Origin of the sequence: Streptococcus sp. 27098_8_82, from assembly GCF_041431615.1 — a bacterium.
Lineage (GTDB): Bacteria > Bacillota > Bacilli > Lactobacillales > Streptococcaceae > Streptococcus > Streptococcus sanguinis_K.
In genome coordinates this window covers 289,722-305,214 of sequence record NZ_JAPVYB010000002.1, presented here as the reverse complement: position 1 = coordinate 305,214, position 15,493 = coordinate 289,722, and the positions used below count along the sequence as shown (strand labels likewise).

At 44.7% G+C, this 15,493-nt stretch carries 16 protein-coding genes and 1 riboswitch; all 16 genes read left to right on the top strand.

Translation table 11 applies throughout. From position 1 onward, the window contains the following. The first annotated feature begins 41 nt into the window (after window positions 1–41). The 16 genes from cobD to pduA (O3627_RS04745) all read left to right on the top strand — a co-directional run bounded on the left by cobD (window position 42) and on the right by pduA (O3627_RS04745) (window position 15,305). Entirely contained in the window at window positions 42–1,136 is a 1,095-nt protein-coding gene (gene cobD / locus O3627_RS04820; protein ID WP_002907146.1) for a threonine-phosphate decarboxylase CobD, read from the top strand. Then, window positions 1,129–1,995, top strand: coding sequence for a hypothetical protein (locus O3627_RS04815; RefSeq protein ID WP_002907145.1), 867 nt, complete (start codon window positions 1,129–1,131; stop codon window positions 1,993–1,995). The genes cobD and O3627_RS04815 overlap by 8 nt, the downstream gene beginning before the upstream one ends. Before the next feature lies 1 nt (window position 1,996). Then, window positions 1,997–3,064: a nicotinate-nucleotide--dimethylbenzimidazole phosphoribosyltransferase gene (gene cobT, locus O3627_RS04810; protein ID WP_002907144.1), complete on the top strand. Its 1,068-nt coding sequence runs from the start codon at window positions 1,997–1,999 to the stop codon at window positions 3,062–3,064. Window positions 3,065–3,076: 12 nt separating this feature from the next. Then, window positions 3,077–3,676, top strand: a complete 600-nt coding sequence (locus O3627_RS04805) for a cob(I)yrinic acid a,c-diamide adenosyltransferase (RefSeq protein ID WP_002896396.1) — start codon at window positions 3,077–3,079, stop codon at window positions 3,674–3,676. A 260-nt stretch (window positions 3,677–3,936) separates the two neighbouring features. Further along, window positions 3,937–4,085: riboswitch (adenosylcobalamin (AdoCbl) riboswitch) on the bottom strand. Window positions 4,086–4,395: 310 nt separating this feature from the next. Next, complete coding sequence (locus O3627_RS04800; protein WP_002907143.1) at window positions 4,396–5,538, top strand: 1-propanol dehydrogenase PduQ; 1,143 nt, start codon at window positions 4,396–4,398, stop codon at window positions 5,536–5,538. 96 nt (window positions 5,539–5,634) lie between these two features. After that, a complete protein-coding gene (locus tag O3627_RS04795) occupies window positions 5,635–5,979 on the top strand; it encodes a BMC domain-containing protein (protein ID WP_002898216.1) in 345 nt (114 codons plus the stop codon). A gap of 24 nt (window positions 5,980–6,003) precedes the next feature. Then, window positions 6,004–6,579: an ANTAR domain-containing response regulator gene (locus O3627_RS04790; RefSeq protein ID WP_125381956.1), complete on the top strand. Its 576-nt coding sequence runs from the start codon at window positions 6,004–6,006 to the stop codon at window positions 6,577–6,579. Next, the gene (locus O3627_RS04785) at window positions 6,579–8,015 is read left to right on the top strand and encodes a sensor histidine kinase (protein WP_125381955.1); all 1,437 of its coding nucleotides are present in this window, start codon (window positions 6,579–6,581) and stop codon (window positions 8,013–8,015) included. Before O3627_RS04790 ends, O3627_RS04785 begins: the two co-directional genes overlap by 1 nt. A 113-nt stretch (window positions 8,016–8,128) precedes the next feature. After that, a complete protein-coding gene (eutA, locus tag O3627_RS04780) occupies window positions 8,129–9,562 on the top strand; it encodes an ethanolamine ammonia-lyase reactivating factor EutA (RefSeq protein WP_002896385.1) in 1,434 nt (477 codons plus the stop codon). Between the two features lie 31 nt (window positions 9,563–9,593). Beyond that, window positions 9,594–10,964, top strand: a complete 1,371-nt coding sequence (locus O3627_RS04775) for an ethanolamine ammonia-lyase subunit EutB (protein WP_125381953.1) — start codon at window positions 9,594–9,596, stop codon at window positions 10,962–10,964. A 16-nt stretch (window positions 10,965–10,980) separates the two neighbouring features. Next, complete coding sequence (gene eutC / locus O3627_RS04770; protein ID WP_125381952.1) at window positions 10,981–11,925, top strand: ethanolamine ammonia-lyase subunit EutC; 945 nt, start codon at window positions 10,981–10,983, stop codon at window positions 11,923–11,925. Between the two features lie 15 nt (window positions 11,926–11,940). After that, on the top strand, window positions 11,941–12,594 hold the full coding sequence (eutL, locus tag O3627_RS04765; protein WP_009659835.1) for an ethanolamine utilization microcompartment protein EutL: 654 nt from the start codon (window positions 11,941–11,943) through the stop codon (window positions 12,592–12,594). Window positions 12,595–12,609: 15 nt separating this feature from the next. After that, complete coding sequence (locus tag O3627_RS04760; RefSeq protein WP_002910480.1) at window positions 12,610–13,173, top strand: BMC domain-containing protein; 564 nt, start codon at window positions 12,610–12,612, stop codon at window positions 13,171–13,173. 6 nt (window positions 13,174–13,179) lie between these two features. Next, window positions 13,180–14,658, top strand: coding sequence for an acetaldehyde dehydrogenase (acetylating) (locus tag O3627_RS04755; protein ID WP_002901059.1), 1,479 nt, complete (start codon window positions 13,180–13,182; stop codon window positions 14,656–14,658). A 34-nt stretch (window positions 14,659–14,692) separates the two neighbouring features. Continuing rightward, entirely contained in the window at window positions 14,693–14,974 is a 282-nt protein-coding gene (pduA, locus tag O3627_RS04750) for a propanediol utilization microcompartment protein PduA (RefSeq protein ID WP_002915825.1), read from the top strand. A gap of 55 nt (window positions 14,975–15,029) precedes the next feature. Next, window positions 15,030–15,305: a propanediol utilization microcompartment protein PduA gene (gene pduA, locus O3627_RS04745; protein ID WP_002896373.1), complete on the top strand. Its 276-nt coding sequence runs from the start codon at window positions 15,030–15,032 to the stop codon at window positions 15,303–15,305. The last annotated feature ends 188 nt before the right edge of the window (window positions 15,306–15,493 follow it).

Sequence of the window (15,493 nt, the reverse complement as noted above, 5' to 3'; positions counted from 1 at the left end):
TACTAGATTTTAACAAGGAAACGAGGAAGGAATGTCTATTTATGAAAGTAGAGCACGGTGGAAATGCGGCAGCTTTGGCTGAGGAATTTGGTTTTTCTCTAGAAGACTGTCTGGATTTCAGTGCCAATATCAACCCTTTGGGGATTTCTCCGCGGCTGAGGGCTTGTCTGACCGAGTCCATTGATTGGCTGGTTCATTATCCAGACATCAGCTACAGCCGCTCTAGAGAGCTTTTGGCACATCATCATGGCCTAGAAAAGAACAATGTCCTGCTGGCAAATGGTGCGGTAGAAGTCTTTTATGAGCTGGCCCGCTTCCTGCGTCCAAAAACGGTCCTGACTCTGAGCCCTACTTTCATGGAATATGAAAAAGCCTTCTTGCAAGTGCAGACCAAGGTGGAGCGCTTTAGCCTACCTTCTCCATCCTATGAGTGGAATCTAGCTGATATGATGCCAGCCTTGGATTTACTGACTGCAGGGGACGCTGTACTCATCTGCAATCCTAATAATCCGACGGGTACCTTGATTCGGCGTACTGATCTAGAAAAGCTGGCTGAGAAGCTGCAGGAGCGGCAAATCTTTTTGATACTGGATGAGGCTTTTATGGACTTTCTGGACGATGAGGAGGCTTTTAGCTTCGTTTCACGTCTGGCTGCCTATCCAAATGCAGTAGTGGTGCGGTCTCTGACTAAGTTTTATGCCATTCCTGGTCTGAGATTGGGCTATGCTCTCAGCTGTCATCCAACTTGCTTTGATGAAATAGAGGGGAGCCGCGCTCCTTGGTCGGTCAATGCCATGGCGGATCACGCCCTGCCTGTCCTTTTGGCGGACCAGACCTATCAGCAAGCTACCAAGGAGTGGCTTCGAGTAGAAAGAGACTTCCTTTTTCAAAGACTGACTGCATTTTCACAGATTCGGCCGGTCACGCCTAGTGTCAACTATATCTTCTTTGAGTATCTAGGTCGGCTGGACCTGCGTCAGGAGCTTCGGCAGAGAAAGATTTTTATCCGTTCCTGTCAAAATTATCATGATCTGACAGACCGGCATTACCGTATAGCCATCCGCAGCCATCAGGAAAATGAACATCTTCTGGCTTGCCTGACAGAGGTCTTGGCGAAAGAGGCTCCTTATGACTAAGGGAATCGTGTCCTGTCCAGGTTCCTGCGGTGAATTATTTCAAGGTTTAGTAGGAGAGCAGGAGGTCCTGCTCTCCTATGGGATTGAGAAGCGCAGTCGAGTGAGATTGGACGGGGCTTCGTCTCTCGCAAGACAAGCCCAAGGTGAAAAGGTAAGGCGAGCTTTGGAGCTCCTGCCTGAGTCCAATGCTTTCTCTTTTGTTCAGGAGTCAGACCTGCCTATCAGCAAGGGCTATTCTAGCAGCACAGCTGATATGATTAGCTGCCTGCAGGCGGCCTCTCTGGGGCAGAAGCAGCTTCTAAAAGCAGTGGATTTGACGCGTCTCTGTGCCAAGATTGAGCCTACTGACTCGGTGGCTTTTGCGAACTGGACGGTCATTGATCCCCTGACTGGTCAGGTGGTTTGGCAGACAGACTGGCGACCGGAGCTCTATGTCTATATCTTGGAGCCTGTGGAGATGGTGACTACTCTTGACTTGGTTCGGATGAAGGACAGTCCTAGCTATCCAGCTGAGGAGTCCAAACGCTTGCTTCCTCTCTTTCAGGAAGCTTGTCAGGAGAAGAGTCTGGAAAAACTTGGCCATTTGGCTAGCTATAGTGCTTTGTTGAATAACAAACGGCTGCCCAAGCCCTACCTGAAAGAATTGCTGGCTTTAATAAAAGAATACCAGTGTTTAGGCCTCAATGTTGCCCATAGTGGTACATTGGTTGGTCTGTTGCTGAGCGGGGAACAGCTAGAAGTCTTGCCTCAGTTAGAGGCTGAACTAGCTCGCTCAGCCTGTGGGGCTTATTATCAGACTCGGACCTTGAGCAGGATTATTTTTGAAGGGGTGCAGCCGGTCAGGGAGGAGACAGACTAGTTTGAAAGAATTAGAAAAAATTATTGAGCAGATTCTTCCGATAGACAGAGACAAACTTCAAGAAGGCCAGCGCTATTGTGATCAGCTAGGAAAGCCGCCAGGTTCCTTGGGAAAGCTCGAGACTATCTATGCTCGCTTGCATGCCATGTTTTCTGGTCCCATTGATTTGGAGAAGAAGATTGTCCTCGTCTACGTAGCGGATAATGGCATCGTGGCTGAAGGCGTTTCAGCCAATCCTCAGGAAACGACCTATACTGTTGCTCGTAATATTCTAGCGGGGAAGTCAGGCCTGTGCGCTATTTCCAAACATGCAGGTTCAGACATCTGCCTGGTAGACATTGGCTGCAAGAAAGATATCTTTGAGGAGAATGAGGATAAGGTTTGTCATGGGACGCGCAATATGCTAGAGGAGCCAGCCATGACTCGCGAGCAGGCTATAGCGGCAATTCTAGTCGGCTACAAGAAGACAGAGGCCTTGATCAAAGATGGCTATCGTCTCTTTGGAACTGGAGAAATGGGGATTGGCAACACCACGACCTCAGCTGCTGTCATTGCGGCAGTTCTCGGTCTTAAAGCAGAAGACGTCACAGGCTATGGAGCTGGTCTGACTCAGGATATGAAGACTCATAAAACTGCCGTTATCCAGCAGTGTTTGGATCGTCACGCTCCTTATGGAGATATTCTGGATCTGACCGCTAAGCTTGGTGGGCTAGATATGCTGTCTATGGCAGGCACTCATCTCGCTTGTGCCCACTATCAGCTGCCATGTGTAGTGGACGGTCTTATCTCTCTGACGGGGCTTTTGATTGCCCATCAGCTGACCCCTCATGTCTTGGACTATAGCTTTGCTTCCCATGCTTCGACGGAGCCTGCTTACAGACTGGTCAGTGACTTTCTAGGACTTGAGCCCATGCTTTTGCTGGACATGCGACTGGGTGAAGGCTCAGGCTGTCCTTTGGCTTTCTTTCTGCTGGAAAATGCTGTCTATACCATGGAGCATATGCCAACCTTTGCAGAAGGCAGTTTGAAAGAAGAAGATTATGTTGATATTCGCAAAAATGTGACTTAAAGGAGGAAAAATATGCAACTCTATACAAAAACAGGTGACAAGGGCTTGACCAAGCTAGTTGGCGGTCAAAGTGTCGCCAAGGATGCAGAACGAGTTAATGCTTACGGAACCATTGATGAGCTTAACTCTTGGATTGGTTATACTATTACCAAGCTGGACAAGGATGATAAGCTGAGAGATGAGCTGCTCCAGCTACAGCATTATCTCTTTGACTGTGGTTCAGACCTCTCTACTCCTAAGGGAGTTTACCCTTATAAGGTCGATCAGCAGCTGATTGACTGGATTGAGGAGAGGATTGATACCTACGCAGAAATTCCACCGGCTCTGGAAAGGTTTATCCTGCCAGGCGGTGACGAGATTGCTTCCATGATTCATGTGGCTCGGACCATTGCAAGACGGGCAGAGCGTCATATCGTAGGGGCCATGTGGACTACGGAAATTAACAATAATGTCCTGATTTTTGTCAATCGTCTATCAGATTATTTCTTTGCCTTGGCTCGAGTAATCAACTTTACTAAAAACCAAGAAGACATCGCCTATGAAAGAGGTGCTAAGGTCTTCCACAATATCACCAAGGCAGATGTTGAGCGTTGGGCAAGCAAACGCCAGTGACAAAAAGAAACAGAAAAAGTTCTGTCTTTCCCAATTGACTCCTACTGAGTCTTGGAAGGACAGAACTTATTTTGATATTCTAAAAAAGAAAGCCGCCTATACATCATCGTATCTTCATGCTAAGCTTCGTTGATTAGCACTAGCTTTCCAATTATTGACTCTGCTCCTTTGCAGAAAGACAAGTGAAACCTCATCTTTAGAAAATTAACGTACTTAAACGTAGAGTCAATAATGGAAACTAAGCTAAAATGTTTGTTCCAAACTGACATCACTACCTTACATCGAGGCATGAAATCTACTAAAATTTAAGAATAAAGACCTGACTTAAAGCTGAAAAGCTTATCACAGTGGCGGGACCGCGCTGGATTTGCACCAGACTTCCATATCCTTAAAAGTACTAAAATCAATTTCCTAGTAACTAGATTGTAACACCTTTCACAGGGAATTACAAGGAAAATGAACTAAATTTTAATAAAAATTTAATTCTTCAAATAAGCTTGGCTTTGTAAGGAGATGCGGCACTAAAAACTTCTTATATTAATGACTTTTTTATTGCCTTGAAAGCGCTTTTGTGTTATAATTCAATATAGTACAAAGGGGTACTGAAGATAAATAAGCAATGAAGCTATATGAAAATGCTGTGACGTGTGTAGGGGAGCAGTCTTATTTTCATATAGTTTCTTTTTGTTTAAAAATAGATACAACAGAAAGGAGAAAAGATGTATAAGATTTCCTATAAGACTGAATTGCATGTGGGCAAGGGCGCTCTGCAGCAATTAAGCCATTATAAAAACGAGCATATTCTAGTCGTTGCCGATCCTTTTTTGAAGACATCTGGCACGTTGGATGCCATTTTAGCCAACTTTGATGACAGCAATGACATTGTTGTTTTCACAGACATTATGCCTGATCCGCCAATCGAAACGGTTGTGGCTGGTATCAAGAGTGCAGGAGACAAGCCAATCAGCATTGTGCTTTCTATTGGCGGCGGCTCTGCCATTGATGCTTCCAAGGCTATGTATTATTTTGCCAAGAAACAGGGTGCCTTCTCAGAGGCCATTCTCATCGCCATTCCGACGACAAGCGGAACTGGATCTGAAGTAACGTCCTTTTCTGTCATCACGGATGCAGAGAGAGGTACCAAATATCCTTTAGTGACCAAAGAAATCCTTCCGGATGTTGCAATCTTAGATGCGGATTTGGTTCTGTCACTTCCTGGTAACATCACGGCTGACACTGGAATGGATGTACTGACCCATGCCATTGAAGCTTATGTATCGACCAAGGCTACGGACTTCTCTGATGCCTTGGCTGAAAAGGCAATCAAGCTGGTCTTTGAATACCTGCCTAAAGCCTACAAAAATGGTCAGGATGTAGAAGCGCGTGAAAAGATGCATGCAGCATCCACTCTGGCTGGTATGGCCTTTAACACAGCTTCTTTGGGTATCAATCACAGTCTGGCACATGCGGCAGGAGCTAAGTTCCATGTACCTCATGGTCGTTTAAACAGTATTTTAATGCCCCATGTCATTCAATATAATGCTGGTATCGAATTCAACAATCGGAACCGGCAGGCGACAGACAAGACTGTAGCAAGTCGCTATCAGGATATTGCCAAACTACTGGGATGCAGTGCTTCAAGCCCTGTGTCAGGAGTGAGACAGCTGGTTGAAGCTATCAAGAAGCTGCAGAGAAAGTTGGAGATGCCAACTTCTCTCAGAGAATATGGTGTGAAAGCAGATGCTTTTGCTCAGTACAAGGTAGAAATTTCAGAAGCTGCTCTGCATGATGGCTGTACTCCGACTAACCCTCGCGTCCCTACGGCAGAAGAACTGCTTAAAGTATTAGAGAAAGCGTTTTAATCCTCTGAATTGCTGTTATGCCAAAATTATTGTATAATGATTAAGAGCGTGCAGTACACTTCTGAAGGTTTAAAATCATGAAGAAGGTTTACTAAATTGGAAGAAAAACAAAGAATGATACAGGAATACGTTCCTGGGAAACAAGTGACCTTGGCGCACCTTATCGCTAATCCTGATGAAGTCATTTTTGAAAAATTGGGATTGCAGGCAGAAATCAAGGATGCGATTGGAATCTTGACGATCACTCCGAGTGAAGCGGCTATCATTGCGGTTGATATTGCGACCAAGGCTGCGGATGTTCAAGTTGGTTTTGTGGATCGTTTCAGCGGCTCTGTCGTGATGACAGGTGACGTTTCTTCTGTTGAGGCAGCTCTCATTGCCGTTTTACAAGGTCTGGAAGAGATTTTGGGCTTCTCCAGCACTGTCGTAACGCGGACATAAAAAATCAAACTGTCGAGGGGAAGTATGAAAGGCAGAATACTAATTGTTGATGATGATCCAATTGTAAGATTAGATATCCGAAATATATTAGAAGAAGCTGATTATGAAGTGGTGGCTGAGGCATCCGATGGCTTTGAGGCTATTGATTTGTGTCAGAAATATCGTTGTGACTTGGTCATGATGGACATCAAGCTTCCGCTTCTGGATGGCCTGACAGCGGGTAAGAAGATACTCGAAGATGCTTTAGCCTACAGTGTGATTCTACTGTCAGCCTACAGTGATGAACACTATGTTCAAAAAGCTAAAACCAATGGGATTAGCGCTTACTTGGTTAAACCTTTGGATGCCAAGTCCTTGATTCCAATGGTAGAGGTCTGCATTGAGAAGGGCCGTCAGTTGCAGCAGATGTCCAATGAAATGGTCAAGCTGTCTAAAAAAATAGACGATCGGATTGTGATTGAAAAGGCTAAAGGCTTGCTGATGGCTCGTGATCATTTGTCAGAGCCAGAAGCTTTCAGGCGCATTCGGACAATTAGTATGCAAAAGAGAGTGCCGATGATTGAGATTGCCAAATTGCTGGTGCTCCAAGATGATGTGTAATGATGTATAAAGATAAGATAAAGCAGCTTTGTCAGGAACAGACAAATTTGGATGAGGCTGATATCGAGCATCTTGTCCAACAGGCTGACGAATTATTGAAAAACTCAGCTTATGCTAATGAAGATGTCTTCATTGACGTAAAGAATATCTTTTCGGAACATGCCATTGTCATCTTTCACAAAAAACCGGAAAGCAAGCTCAGCTTGTACGAAAACTCGGTCGTAGGTGCTATGGCTTATCTGGAAAATGAGCCAGGTGTTATCCGGACCTTGGAGACGGGCGCTCCCTCGATTGGGCTTTCGGCCAGATCGCAGGAGGGCTTAGCCATCCACCAGACGGTCTTTCCGATAGTGAGAGAAGAGCGCGTCATCGGAACGCTGATTATCGAAAAAAATGCTCCTCAGACTTTACCGGACCACTTTTCTTTGGATAAAGAGGACGACGGTTTTGGGTTGCGAAGCACTCCTGAGATTTCAGCCCAAGAGCAGTTTGTTTTATTTGATCATATTGACGAAGCTTGTTTGGTCTTTGACCGGCAGGGCTATCTCAAGTATTTCAATCAAGCAGCTGCCGATTCTTATCGCCATAAGCTGGGCTATATGGACTCGATTGAGGGAATGCACTACAGCAATCTGGTCTTAGACAGTCTGACTTTTGAAGAAATCCAGCAACTGGGACCGCAAGCCCCTCAAGAAAAACCTCACCAAGTTGAGGTACATTATGGCACTTATTGCTTTTTGGTCAAACGCTATCTGCTGGCTGAGAGTGAAAATGTGGTCATGATCTGTAAGGATATTACAGACATCAAGGAAAAGGAAGCACAGCTCTTAACCCATACAACTACCATTCGTGAAATGAACCATCGGGTAAAGAATAACTTGCAAACCGTTGTTTCCTTGCTGCGACTACAGGCTCAGCAAAGTCCAGGAGCAGACACCAAAAAAGCTCTTAATGATAGTATGAATCGTGTGCTCTCCATAGCGGCGACTCACGAGCTCCTGTCTTCTCAGCAGGATGACAGCATTCAGATTGAGCATCTGCTGAAGAGAGTTATCGAAAATGTTCAGCGTTGTTTTTCCGGGCATAGGGAAATAACCCTTACCTATAGTCTGGAACCGGAACTCTGTCTCGATAGCAGCCGGGCCACTTCACTGGCGCTAATCGTCAATGAATTACTGCAGAATAGCTATGAACATGCTTTTAAGGACAAAAAAAATCCAGAAAAACCGCAAATCCGTTTGCAGGTTGGACTTAAAAATGATATAATAACTTTAAAAGTACTGGATAATGGTAGCGGTTACAATCAAGAGCACACCTTTGAAAATCATCTAGGCCTGCTCTTGGTGGAACGCTTTGTCCAAGGAAAGTTGTTTGGAACCTTGTCTATCCGCTCAGACCATGAGGGAACGGCAACGACCATTCGTTTTAAAAAATAAATACTACCAGACTAACAATGATGTCAGTCGAAAAAAGCAATGACGCTTGAAGAATGTAAATGAACTCTGTTTGTTTGCATTGCTTTGAGCGTCTTTTTTTGGAGGTTTTTAGTATGTCAGATAAAATTTTGAGTGTGGGGCTCGATATCGGGACAGCCACTACACAGCTGATCTTGTCAGAGCTTACCATCGAGAATATTGCTTCTGTGTTTACTATTCCTCGTGTCTATATTACAGATAAAAAAGTTCTTTATAAAAGTGAAATTATCTTCACACCAATTTCGGATCAACTTTTGATCGAGGTAGATAAGATCAAAAACTTTGTTCTGAATGAGTATGCAAAAGCAGGCATTCAGAAAAAAGATATTCAGATGGGAGCAGTCATCATTACTGGTGAGACAGCTCGCAAGGAAAATGCCAGTCAGGTGCTCCAAGCACTGAGTGGCTACGCTGGGGACTTTGTTGTTGCGACTGCTGGTCCAGACCTTGAGAGTATCATCGCTGGTAAAGGGGCCTGCAGCCATCAATATTCTCAAGAGCATCATACATCAGTAGTCAATATTGATATTGGTGGGGGGACTTCCAATCTGGCAGCCTTCCGAGAAGGAGATGTGATTGATACAGGATGTTTTGATATCGGAGGTCGGCTGATAAAAATCGATCCGCAGACCCAGCGGATTAGCTATATTGCTCCAAAACTGCAAACGATCATTGCAGAGCAGGGACTTCAGCTGGCAGTTGGTGAAACGGTCCATCGGGCTGATTTGGATCGGCTGATTCAAGAAATGGTCTCCGTATTAGAACAGTCTGTAGGAATTGACAATCACAGTCCTTACTATGAGCTTCTACAGACCAACCACGGTCTCAAGTTGAACTATGATCTCCACTGCGTATCTTTCTCTGGTGGTGTAGCTGATGGAATATACTTGGAAACGACCTCGGCGGATGATTTTCGCTATGGGGATATCGGTATCCTGCTAGGCAGGGCGCTGAGAAAGTCCAAGATTTTTGAACAAAAGAAGGTCATCCAGTCAGCTGAGACCATTCGGGCAACCGTTGTTGGAGCCGGCAGCCATACGACCGATGTCAGCGGCAGTACCATTACCTACATCTCCGATATCCTTCCTATTAAGAACATTCCAGTTCTCAAACTGGCAGCTTCTGATGAGCATGAGGATAAGGAGGGGCTGCAGCAGATTATCAAGGACAAGGTAGCCTGGTTCACACTGGAAAATGAAGTCCAGCAGGTGGCTTTGGCAATCAATGGAGAAAAAAGCCCAAGCTTCGCCCGGGTTTTGGAATACGCAGAGGCTATTGTCAGTGGAATGAGCGAAAGCATTGAAAAGAAAATTCCGCTGCTAGTAGTGGTCAGAGAAGATATGGCCAAGGTTCTAGGTCAATGTCTCTTTGCTCAGTTGCCTAAGGATTATCCATTTGTCTGCATTGACTCAGTGGATGTTCAAAATGGCGACTATATCGATATTGGTAATCCAGTCATTGAGGGATCGGTCCTACCAATTGTCGTGAAAACATTGGTGTTTAATTAAACTTTTATTTACACTAAGGAGGAAGTAATCCATGATTTTGAAAACAAAATTGTTTGGTCGGCTTTACGAATTTAAATCCGTAAAAGAAGTGCTGGCCAAAGCCAATGAGTACAAATCAGGGGATCAGCTAGCGGGAGTAGCAGCAGAATCTGCCGAAGAGCGCGTTGCTGCTAAGGTTGTACTAGCTCAGCTGAAATTATCTGATTTGTTCAATAATCCAGTAGTTCCTTATGAAGAAGATGAGGTAACACGGATTATCATTGATGATGTCAATCTTCGTACTTACGAAAAGATTAAGAATTGGACAGTAGAAGAGCTGCGTGAATGGATCTTGGATAACAAGACTAAGAACGTAGACATTCAGTGGCTGTCTCGTGGGTTGACTTCTGAAATGGTAGCAGCAGTCGCTAAGTTGATGACCAACTTGGACTTGATTGTCGCTGCCAATAAGATTATCATTACCAAACATGCTAATACAACGATTGGTATGCCAGGAACATTCTCCTCTCGTCTTCAGCCTAACCATACCACAGACGATCCAGATGGTATCATGGCTTCTACTATGGAAGGTTTTGCTTATGGATGTGGGGATGCTCTCTTGGGCTTGAACCCGGTAGACGATTCAGTAGAAAGCGTTAAGCGGGTCTTGCATAAGTTTAACGACTTCATTGAAGAGTACAAGATTCCAACTCAGCACTGTGTACTGGCTCACGTTACAACTCAGGTTGAAGCCATGAATCAAGGTGCTCCGACAGGATTGGTCTTCCAGTCTATCGCCGGATCTGAAAAAGGGAATGAAGCTTTTGGATTTAATGCTAAGATTATTCAGGAAGCTTGGGATACAGCTCTGAAAGTGGGAACAGCTGCTGGACCGAATGTTATGTACTTTGAAACAGGTCAAGGTTCTGAACTTTCGTCTGACGCTCACTATGGAGCAGACCAGGTGACTATGGAAGCCCGTTGTTATGGTTTCGCAAAACGCTTCGATCCATTCTTGGTAAATACCGTTGTTGGATTCATCGGGCCTGAATATCTATATGATTCTAAGCAAGTTATCCGTGCTGGTTTGGAAGACCACTTTATGGGCAAACTGACCGGTATCTCAATGGGTTGTGATATCTGCTACACTAACCACATGAAAGCTGACCAAAACGATGCTGAAAATCTCTTGGTTCTTCTCGGAGCAGCTAATGTTAACTACATCATGGCGATTCCTCATGGTGACGATATCATGCTTAACTATCAAACAACTGGTTACCATGAAACAGCAACCATGCGTTCACTTCTCAATAAACGTCCGATCAAGGAATTTGAAGAGTGGATGGAAAAGATGGGCTTGATGGAAGATGGCCACCTGACAGAAATCGGCGGCGACGGCTCCATCTTTATGAGATCAAATTAGCAAGGAGGAAATCATTGTGGATGAATTGCAATTAAAAGAAATGATTCGCTCATTGTTAAATGAGATGGGCGGTGCCTCAGCTGCTAAAGAAACGGTAGCAACTGAACAAAATAAAGCTGAAAATCCTCCTGTTTCGGAAGAAGCTGAACCTACAGTTTCTCTGCAGGAAGAAGTCAAACAAGACACTTCAGTGATTGAAGATGGCATCATTCCAGATATAACGGAAGTAGATATTCAGGAGCAGTTCTTGGTGCCTAATGCCATCAATGAAGAAGCCTACCGGAAGATTAAGAAATTTACTCCGGCACGTCTGGGCTTATGGCGGGCAGGCGATCGCTACAAGACACAAAGTGTTTTGCGTTTCCGTGCAGACCATGCGGCAGCTCAGGATGCGGTCTTCTCCTATGTCTCAGATGACTTTATCAAGGAAATGGGCTTCATTCCTGTACAGACTAAGGCAGCAACTAAAGATGAATACTTGACACGTCCAGATTTTGGCCGGGTCTTCCCAGAAGATCAGCAGGCTATTATCAAGGAAAAATGCAAACCTAATGCCAAAGTTCAGATTGTCGTTGGTGACGGTCTTAGCTCATCAGCTATTGAGGCTAACGTCAAAGACTTCCTGCCAGCTCTGAAGCAAGGTCTGAAAATGTTTGGACTGGACTTTGGCGAAGTGCTCTTTATCAAGCATGCTCGGGTTGCAGCTATGGACCAAATCGCAGAGCTGACTGGAGCAGAAGTTATCTGTATGCTAGTCGGTGAGCGTCCAGGTCTGGTAACAGCTGAGTCTATGAGTGCTTATCTGGCTTACAAGCCAACAGTTGGTATGCCAGAAGCGAAACGGACCGTTGTTTCCAATATTCATAAAGGCGGAACACCAGCCGTTGAAGCTGGAGCCTATGTAGCAGAAATAATTAAGAAGATTCTTGATAATAAGAAATCAGGAATTGATTTGAAATAATAGGAGGTAGTGGCTTTGAAAAATGATCGATTAGGTGCAAATGTATTAAGTGCCCTTCTGATTTCAAACGTGGATGCAGGTTTGGCAGCTTCTTTGGAGCTTAAACCACATCACAGAAGCCTGGGTATAATCACTTCTGACTGTGATGATGTCACTTATGTGGCCTTGGATGAAGCAACCAAGGCAGCAGATGTTGAAGTAGTCTATGCTCGCAGTATGTATGCTGGTGCAGGTAACGCTTCGACTAAGCTGGCTGGTGAAGTCATCGGTATCTTGGCTGGTCCAAACCCAGAAGAAGTTCGCAGCGGTCTGGATGTAGCAGTCTATGAAATCGAAAATGGGGCTAGCTTCTACAGTGCCAATGATGATGACAGTATTCCTTATTTTGCACATTGTATCTCTCGTGCAGGTTCTTACCTGTCAGAGGGGGCTAATGCAGAAGAAGGAACAGCAATTGCTTACTTGATTGCTCCACCAGGTGAAGCAATGGTGGCATTGGATGCGGCTTTGAAAGCGGCAGACGTGCAAGTTGGAGCTTTCTACGGACCACCGAGTGAAACCAACTTTGCCGGCGGACTTCTGGTCGGATCACAGTCAGCCTGCCGAGCTGCCTGCGACGCATTTGCGAATGCAGTTATCGCAGTAGCAAATGATCCTAAAAGTTATTGATTAGGAGTTGATTAAATGGCAGATAGAGCACTAGGTTTAATTGAAGTAAAAGGTTATCTAGGTGCTGTAGTTGCGGCAGATGCGGCTTTGAAGGCTGCCAATGTATCATTGCTTAATATTGAAACGGTCAAAGCTGGTTTGAACACGGTTCAATTGATAGGCGATGTCAGTGCAGTCCGCTCAGCGGTTGATGCGGCAGTTGAGTTGGTACAGGATAAACCTTACTATCTGGCCAGCCATGTAATTTCTAGGCTGGATAATCAGACAGACCTTCTCTTTGTACCAAAGAGAAATAGTAAAACAGCTAAAAAAGAGATTGCTTCTACGGCGGAAACAATCCCTTCAGAAAAAATCGAAGAAAAGCCTCAGCCTGTAAAGGAAACTAAGGCTGAACCAGCAGAGAAGCTTGAAGGAGAGACAAGGACCTACACCAGAGAAGAACTGGAAAAACTAAAAGTCGTCGAACTACGCAGCCTTGCCTATCATCAAGAAGGTATCCGTCTCAGCAAGAAAGAAATCAAATTTGCCAACAAGAAACTTCTCGTTGAGACTTTGATGGAAACAATAGGAGAGGAGTAATTGCGGATGTTTTTAGAAGATAAAGATTTGGTATCGATTCAGGAAGTAAGGAATTTGATTCGGGATGCAAAGAAAGCCCAAGCAGAACTTGCTAAAATGAGCCAAGAGCAAATTGATACCATTGTAAAAGTAGTAGCGAAAGCTTGTTATGATGAGCGTGAACGCCTAGCGAAGATGGCGGCTCAGGAAACTGGCTTTGGCCGCTGGGAAGACAAGGTATTGAAAAATGCTCTTGCTTCCAAAGGTATTCTTGAAGAAATCAAGGATATGAAAACGGTTGGGGTTCTCAGCGAAGACAAGGAAAAGAAAGTCTTGGAAGTTGGGGTTCCAGTCGGTGTCATTGCTGGCTTGATTCCATCAACCAACCCGACCTCAACTGTTATGTATAAGGCTTTGATCGCTTTGAAGGCAGGAAACAGTATCGTCTTCTCTCCTCACCCAAACGCTCTTAAGTGTATTGAGGAAACAGTGGAAATCATCAAGAAAGCTGCTAAGTCAGCTGGATGTCCGGATGGAGCCATCAGTGCGATTCATCGGGTATCCATCGCAGCTACAAATGAGTTGATGCGACACAAGGATACAAATCTGATTTTGGCGACTGGTGGAAATGCTATGGTCAAAGCAGCATACTCATCTGGTACACCAGCAATCGGTGTAGGTCCTGGTAATGGTCCAGCCTTCATCGAAAGAACAGCAGATGTGCCAAAAGCAGTTCGTCAGATTTTGGATTCTAAAACCTTTGACAATGGTGTGATTTGTGCATCTGAGCAGTCCATCATCGTCGAAGAAGATATGAAAGAAAAGGTTGTAGCAGAGTTCAAGAAACAAGGTGCTTACTTTGTTCCAGCTGAAGATGCTAAGAAACTAGGCTCCTTCATTATCCAGCCGAGTGGTGCGATGAATCCGAAGATGGTTGGTAAAACACCGCAAGTGATTGCTGAGTTAGCTGGTATCTCAGTTCCAGCAGATGCTCGGGTCTTGATTGCAGAAGAAACAGGGGTCGGCAAGCAGTATCCATATTCTATGGAAAAACTGGCTCCGGTCTTGGGCTTCTACACTGTCAAGGACTGGTTGGAAGCTTGTGAGCTGAGTATTAAGATCTTGCATCATGAAGGTGCAGGCCACACTCTTGCTATCCACAGTCAAAACGAAGAAATTATTCGTGAATTTGCACTGAAAAAACCAGTATCTCGTCTGCTGATTAATACGCCAGCAGCTCTAGGTGGTGTCGGTGCAACGACTGGTCTCTTCCCAGCCTTTACTTTGGGTTGTGGAGCTGTGGGTGGCAGCGCGACATCTGATAATGTCAGCCCGCTCAATCTCTTCAATATCCGTCGTGTAGCTTACGGTACATCAGAACTATCAGACCTGCGACAAGCAGAAAATATGGCAGTGGAAGAACCAAAAGCAGTAGCTGTTGACGGATCAAACGAAGAAGAACTGGTAACCTTGTTGGTTCAACGCGTATTGGAAAAACTAAAATAGTCAATATTAAACATTATAATTGGAGGATACAATCATGGCAATCACAAATGCATTAGGAATGGTAGAAACAAAAGGACTCGTCGGCGCAATCGAAGCAGCTGATGCAATGGTTAAAGCCGCTAACGTAACTTTGATTGGTAAAGAACAAGTCGGTGCTGGATTGGTAACTGTAATGGTTCGTGGTGATGTAGGCGCAGTCAAAGCAGCGACAGATGCTGGAGCAGCTGCAGCTGAAAACGTTGGTGAATTGATTTCAGTTCATGTAATCCCACGTCCACACGCAGAAGTAGAAGTAATCTTGCCTCATCAAGAATAAGATTACAGACTTTCGGATAAAATTAAAAACAAGAAAATAATTGGAGGAAATAAACATGGCAAACGCAAATGCATTAGGAATGGTAGAAACAAAAGGACTCGTCGGCGCAATTGAAGCAGCTGATGCAATGGTCAAAGCCGCTAACGTAACTTTGATTGGTAAAGAACAAGTCGGTGCTGGTTTGGTAACTGTAATGGTTCGTGGTGATGTCGGCGCAGTCAAAGCAGCGACAGATGCTGGAGCAGCTGCAGCAGAAAATGTTGGTGAATTGATTTCAGTTCACGTAATTCCACGTCCACATGCTGAAGTGGAAGTTATTCTGCCCAAATAATCTGGGACAGATAAATATTTGCTGAAGGGGCCTGTATTATAGCGTTTAGGTCTTATACAGGCCCCTGAGGCAAATAGAATACTCAGTGAAAATGAAGCTTATGGGCAGTAGCTCTATACGTAAACGAAAATCTTGATTTTCGAAGAGTATCAGATTGATTTTCACAGAGTATCAACGGAGTAGAAGGA

What these genes read in the sequence shown, in the direction of transcription:
- cobD (WP_002907146.1), top strand. Translation starts at nt 42, where the DNA reads ATGAAAGTAGAGCACGGTGGAAATGCGGCAGCTTTGGCTGAGGAATTT.
- O3627_RS04815 (WP_002907145.1), top strand. Translation starts at nt 1,129, where the DNA reads ATGACTAAGGGAATCGTGTCCTGTCCAGGTTCCTGCGGTGAATTATTT.
- O3627_RS04805 (WP_002896396.1), top strand. Translation starts at nt 3,077, where the DNA reads ATGCAACTCTATACAAAAACAGGTGACAAGGGCTTGACCAAGCTAGTT.
- O3627_RS04800 (WP_002907143.1), top strand. Translation starts at nt 4,396, where the DNA reads ATGTATAAGATTTCCTATAAGACTGAATTGCATGTGGGCAAGGGCGCT.
- O3627_RS04790 (WP_125381956.1), top strand. Translation starts at nt 6,004, where the DNA reads ATGAAAGGCAGAATACTAATTGTTGATGATGATCCAATTGTAAGATTA.
- O3627_RS04785 (WP_125381955.1), top strand. Translation starts at nt 6,579, where the DNA reads ATGATGTATAAAGATAAGATAAAGCAGCTTTGTCAGGAACAGACAAAT.
- eutA (WP_002896385.1), top strand. Translation starts at nt 8,129, where the DNA reads ATGTCAGATAAAATTTTGAGTGTGGGGCTCGATATCGGGACAGCCACT.
- O3627_RS04775 (WP_125381953.1), top strand. Translation starts at nt 9,594, where the DNA reads ATGATTTTGAAAACAAAATTGTTTGGTCGGCTTTACGAATTTAAATCC.
- O3627_RS04760 (WP_002910480.1), top strand. Translation starts at nt 12,610, where the DNA reads ATGGCAGATAGAGCACTAGGTTTAATTGAAGTAAAAGGTTATCTAGGT.
- O3627_RS04755 (WP_002901059.1), top strand. Translation starts at nt 13,180, where the DNA reads ATGTTTTTAGAAGATAAAGATTTGGTATCGATTCAGGAAGTAAGGAAT.
- pduA (WP_002915825.1), top strand. Translation starts at nt 14,693, where the DNA reads ATGGCAATCACAAATGCATTAGGAATGGTAGAAACAAAAGGACTCGTC.
- pduA (WP_002896373.1), top strand. Translation starts at nt 15,030, where the DNA reads ATGGCAAACGCAAATGCATTAGGAATGGTAGAAACAAAAGGACTCGTC.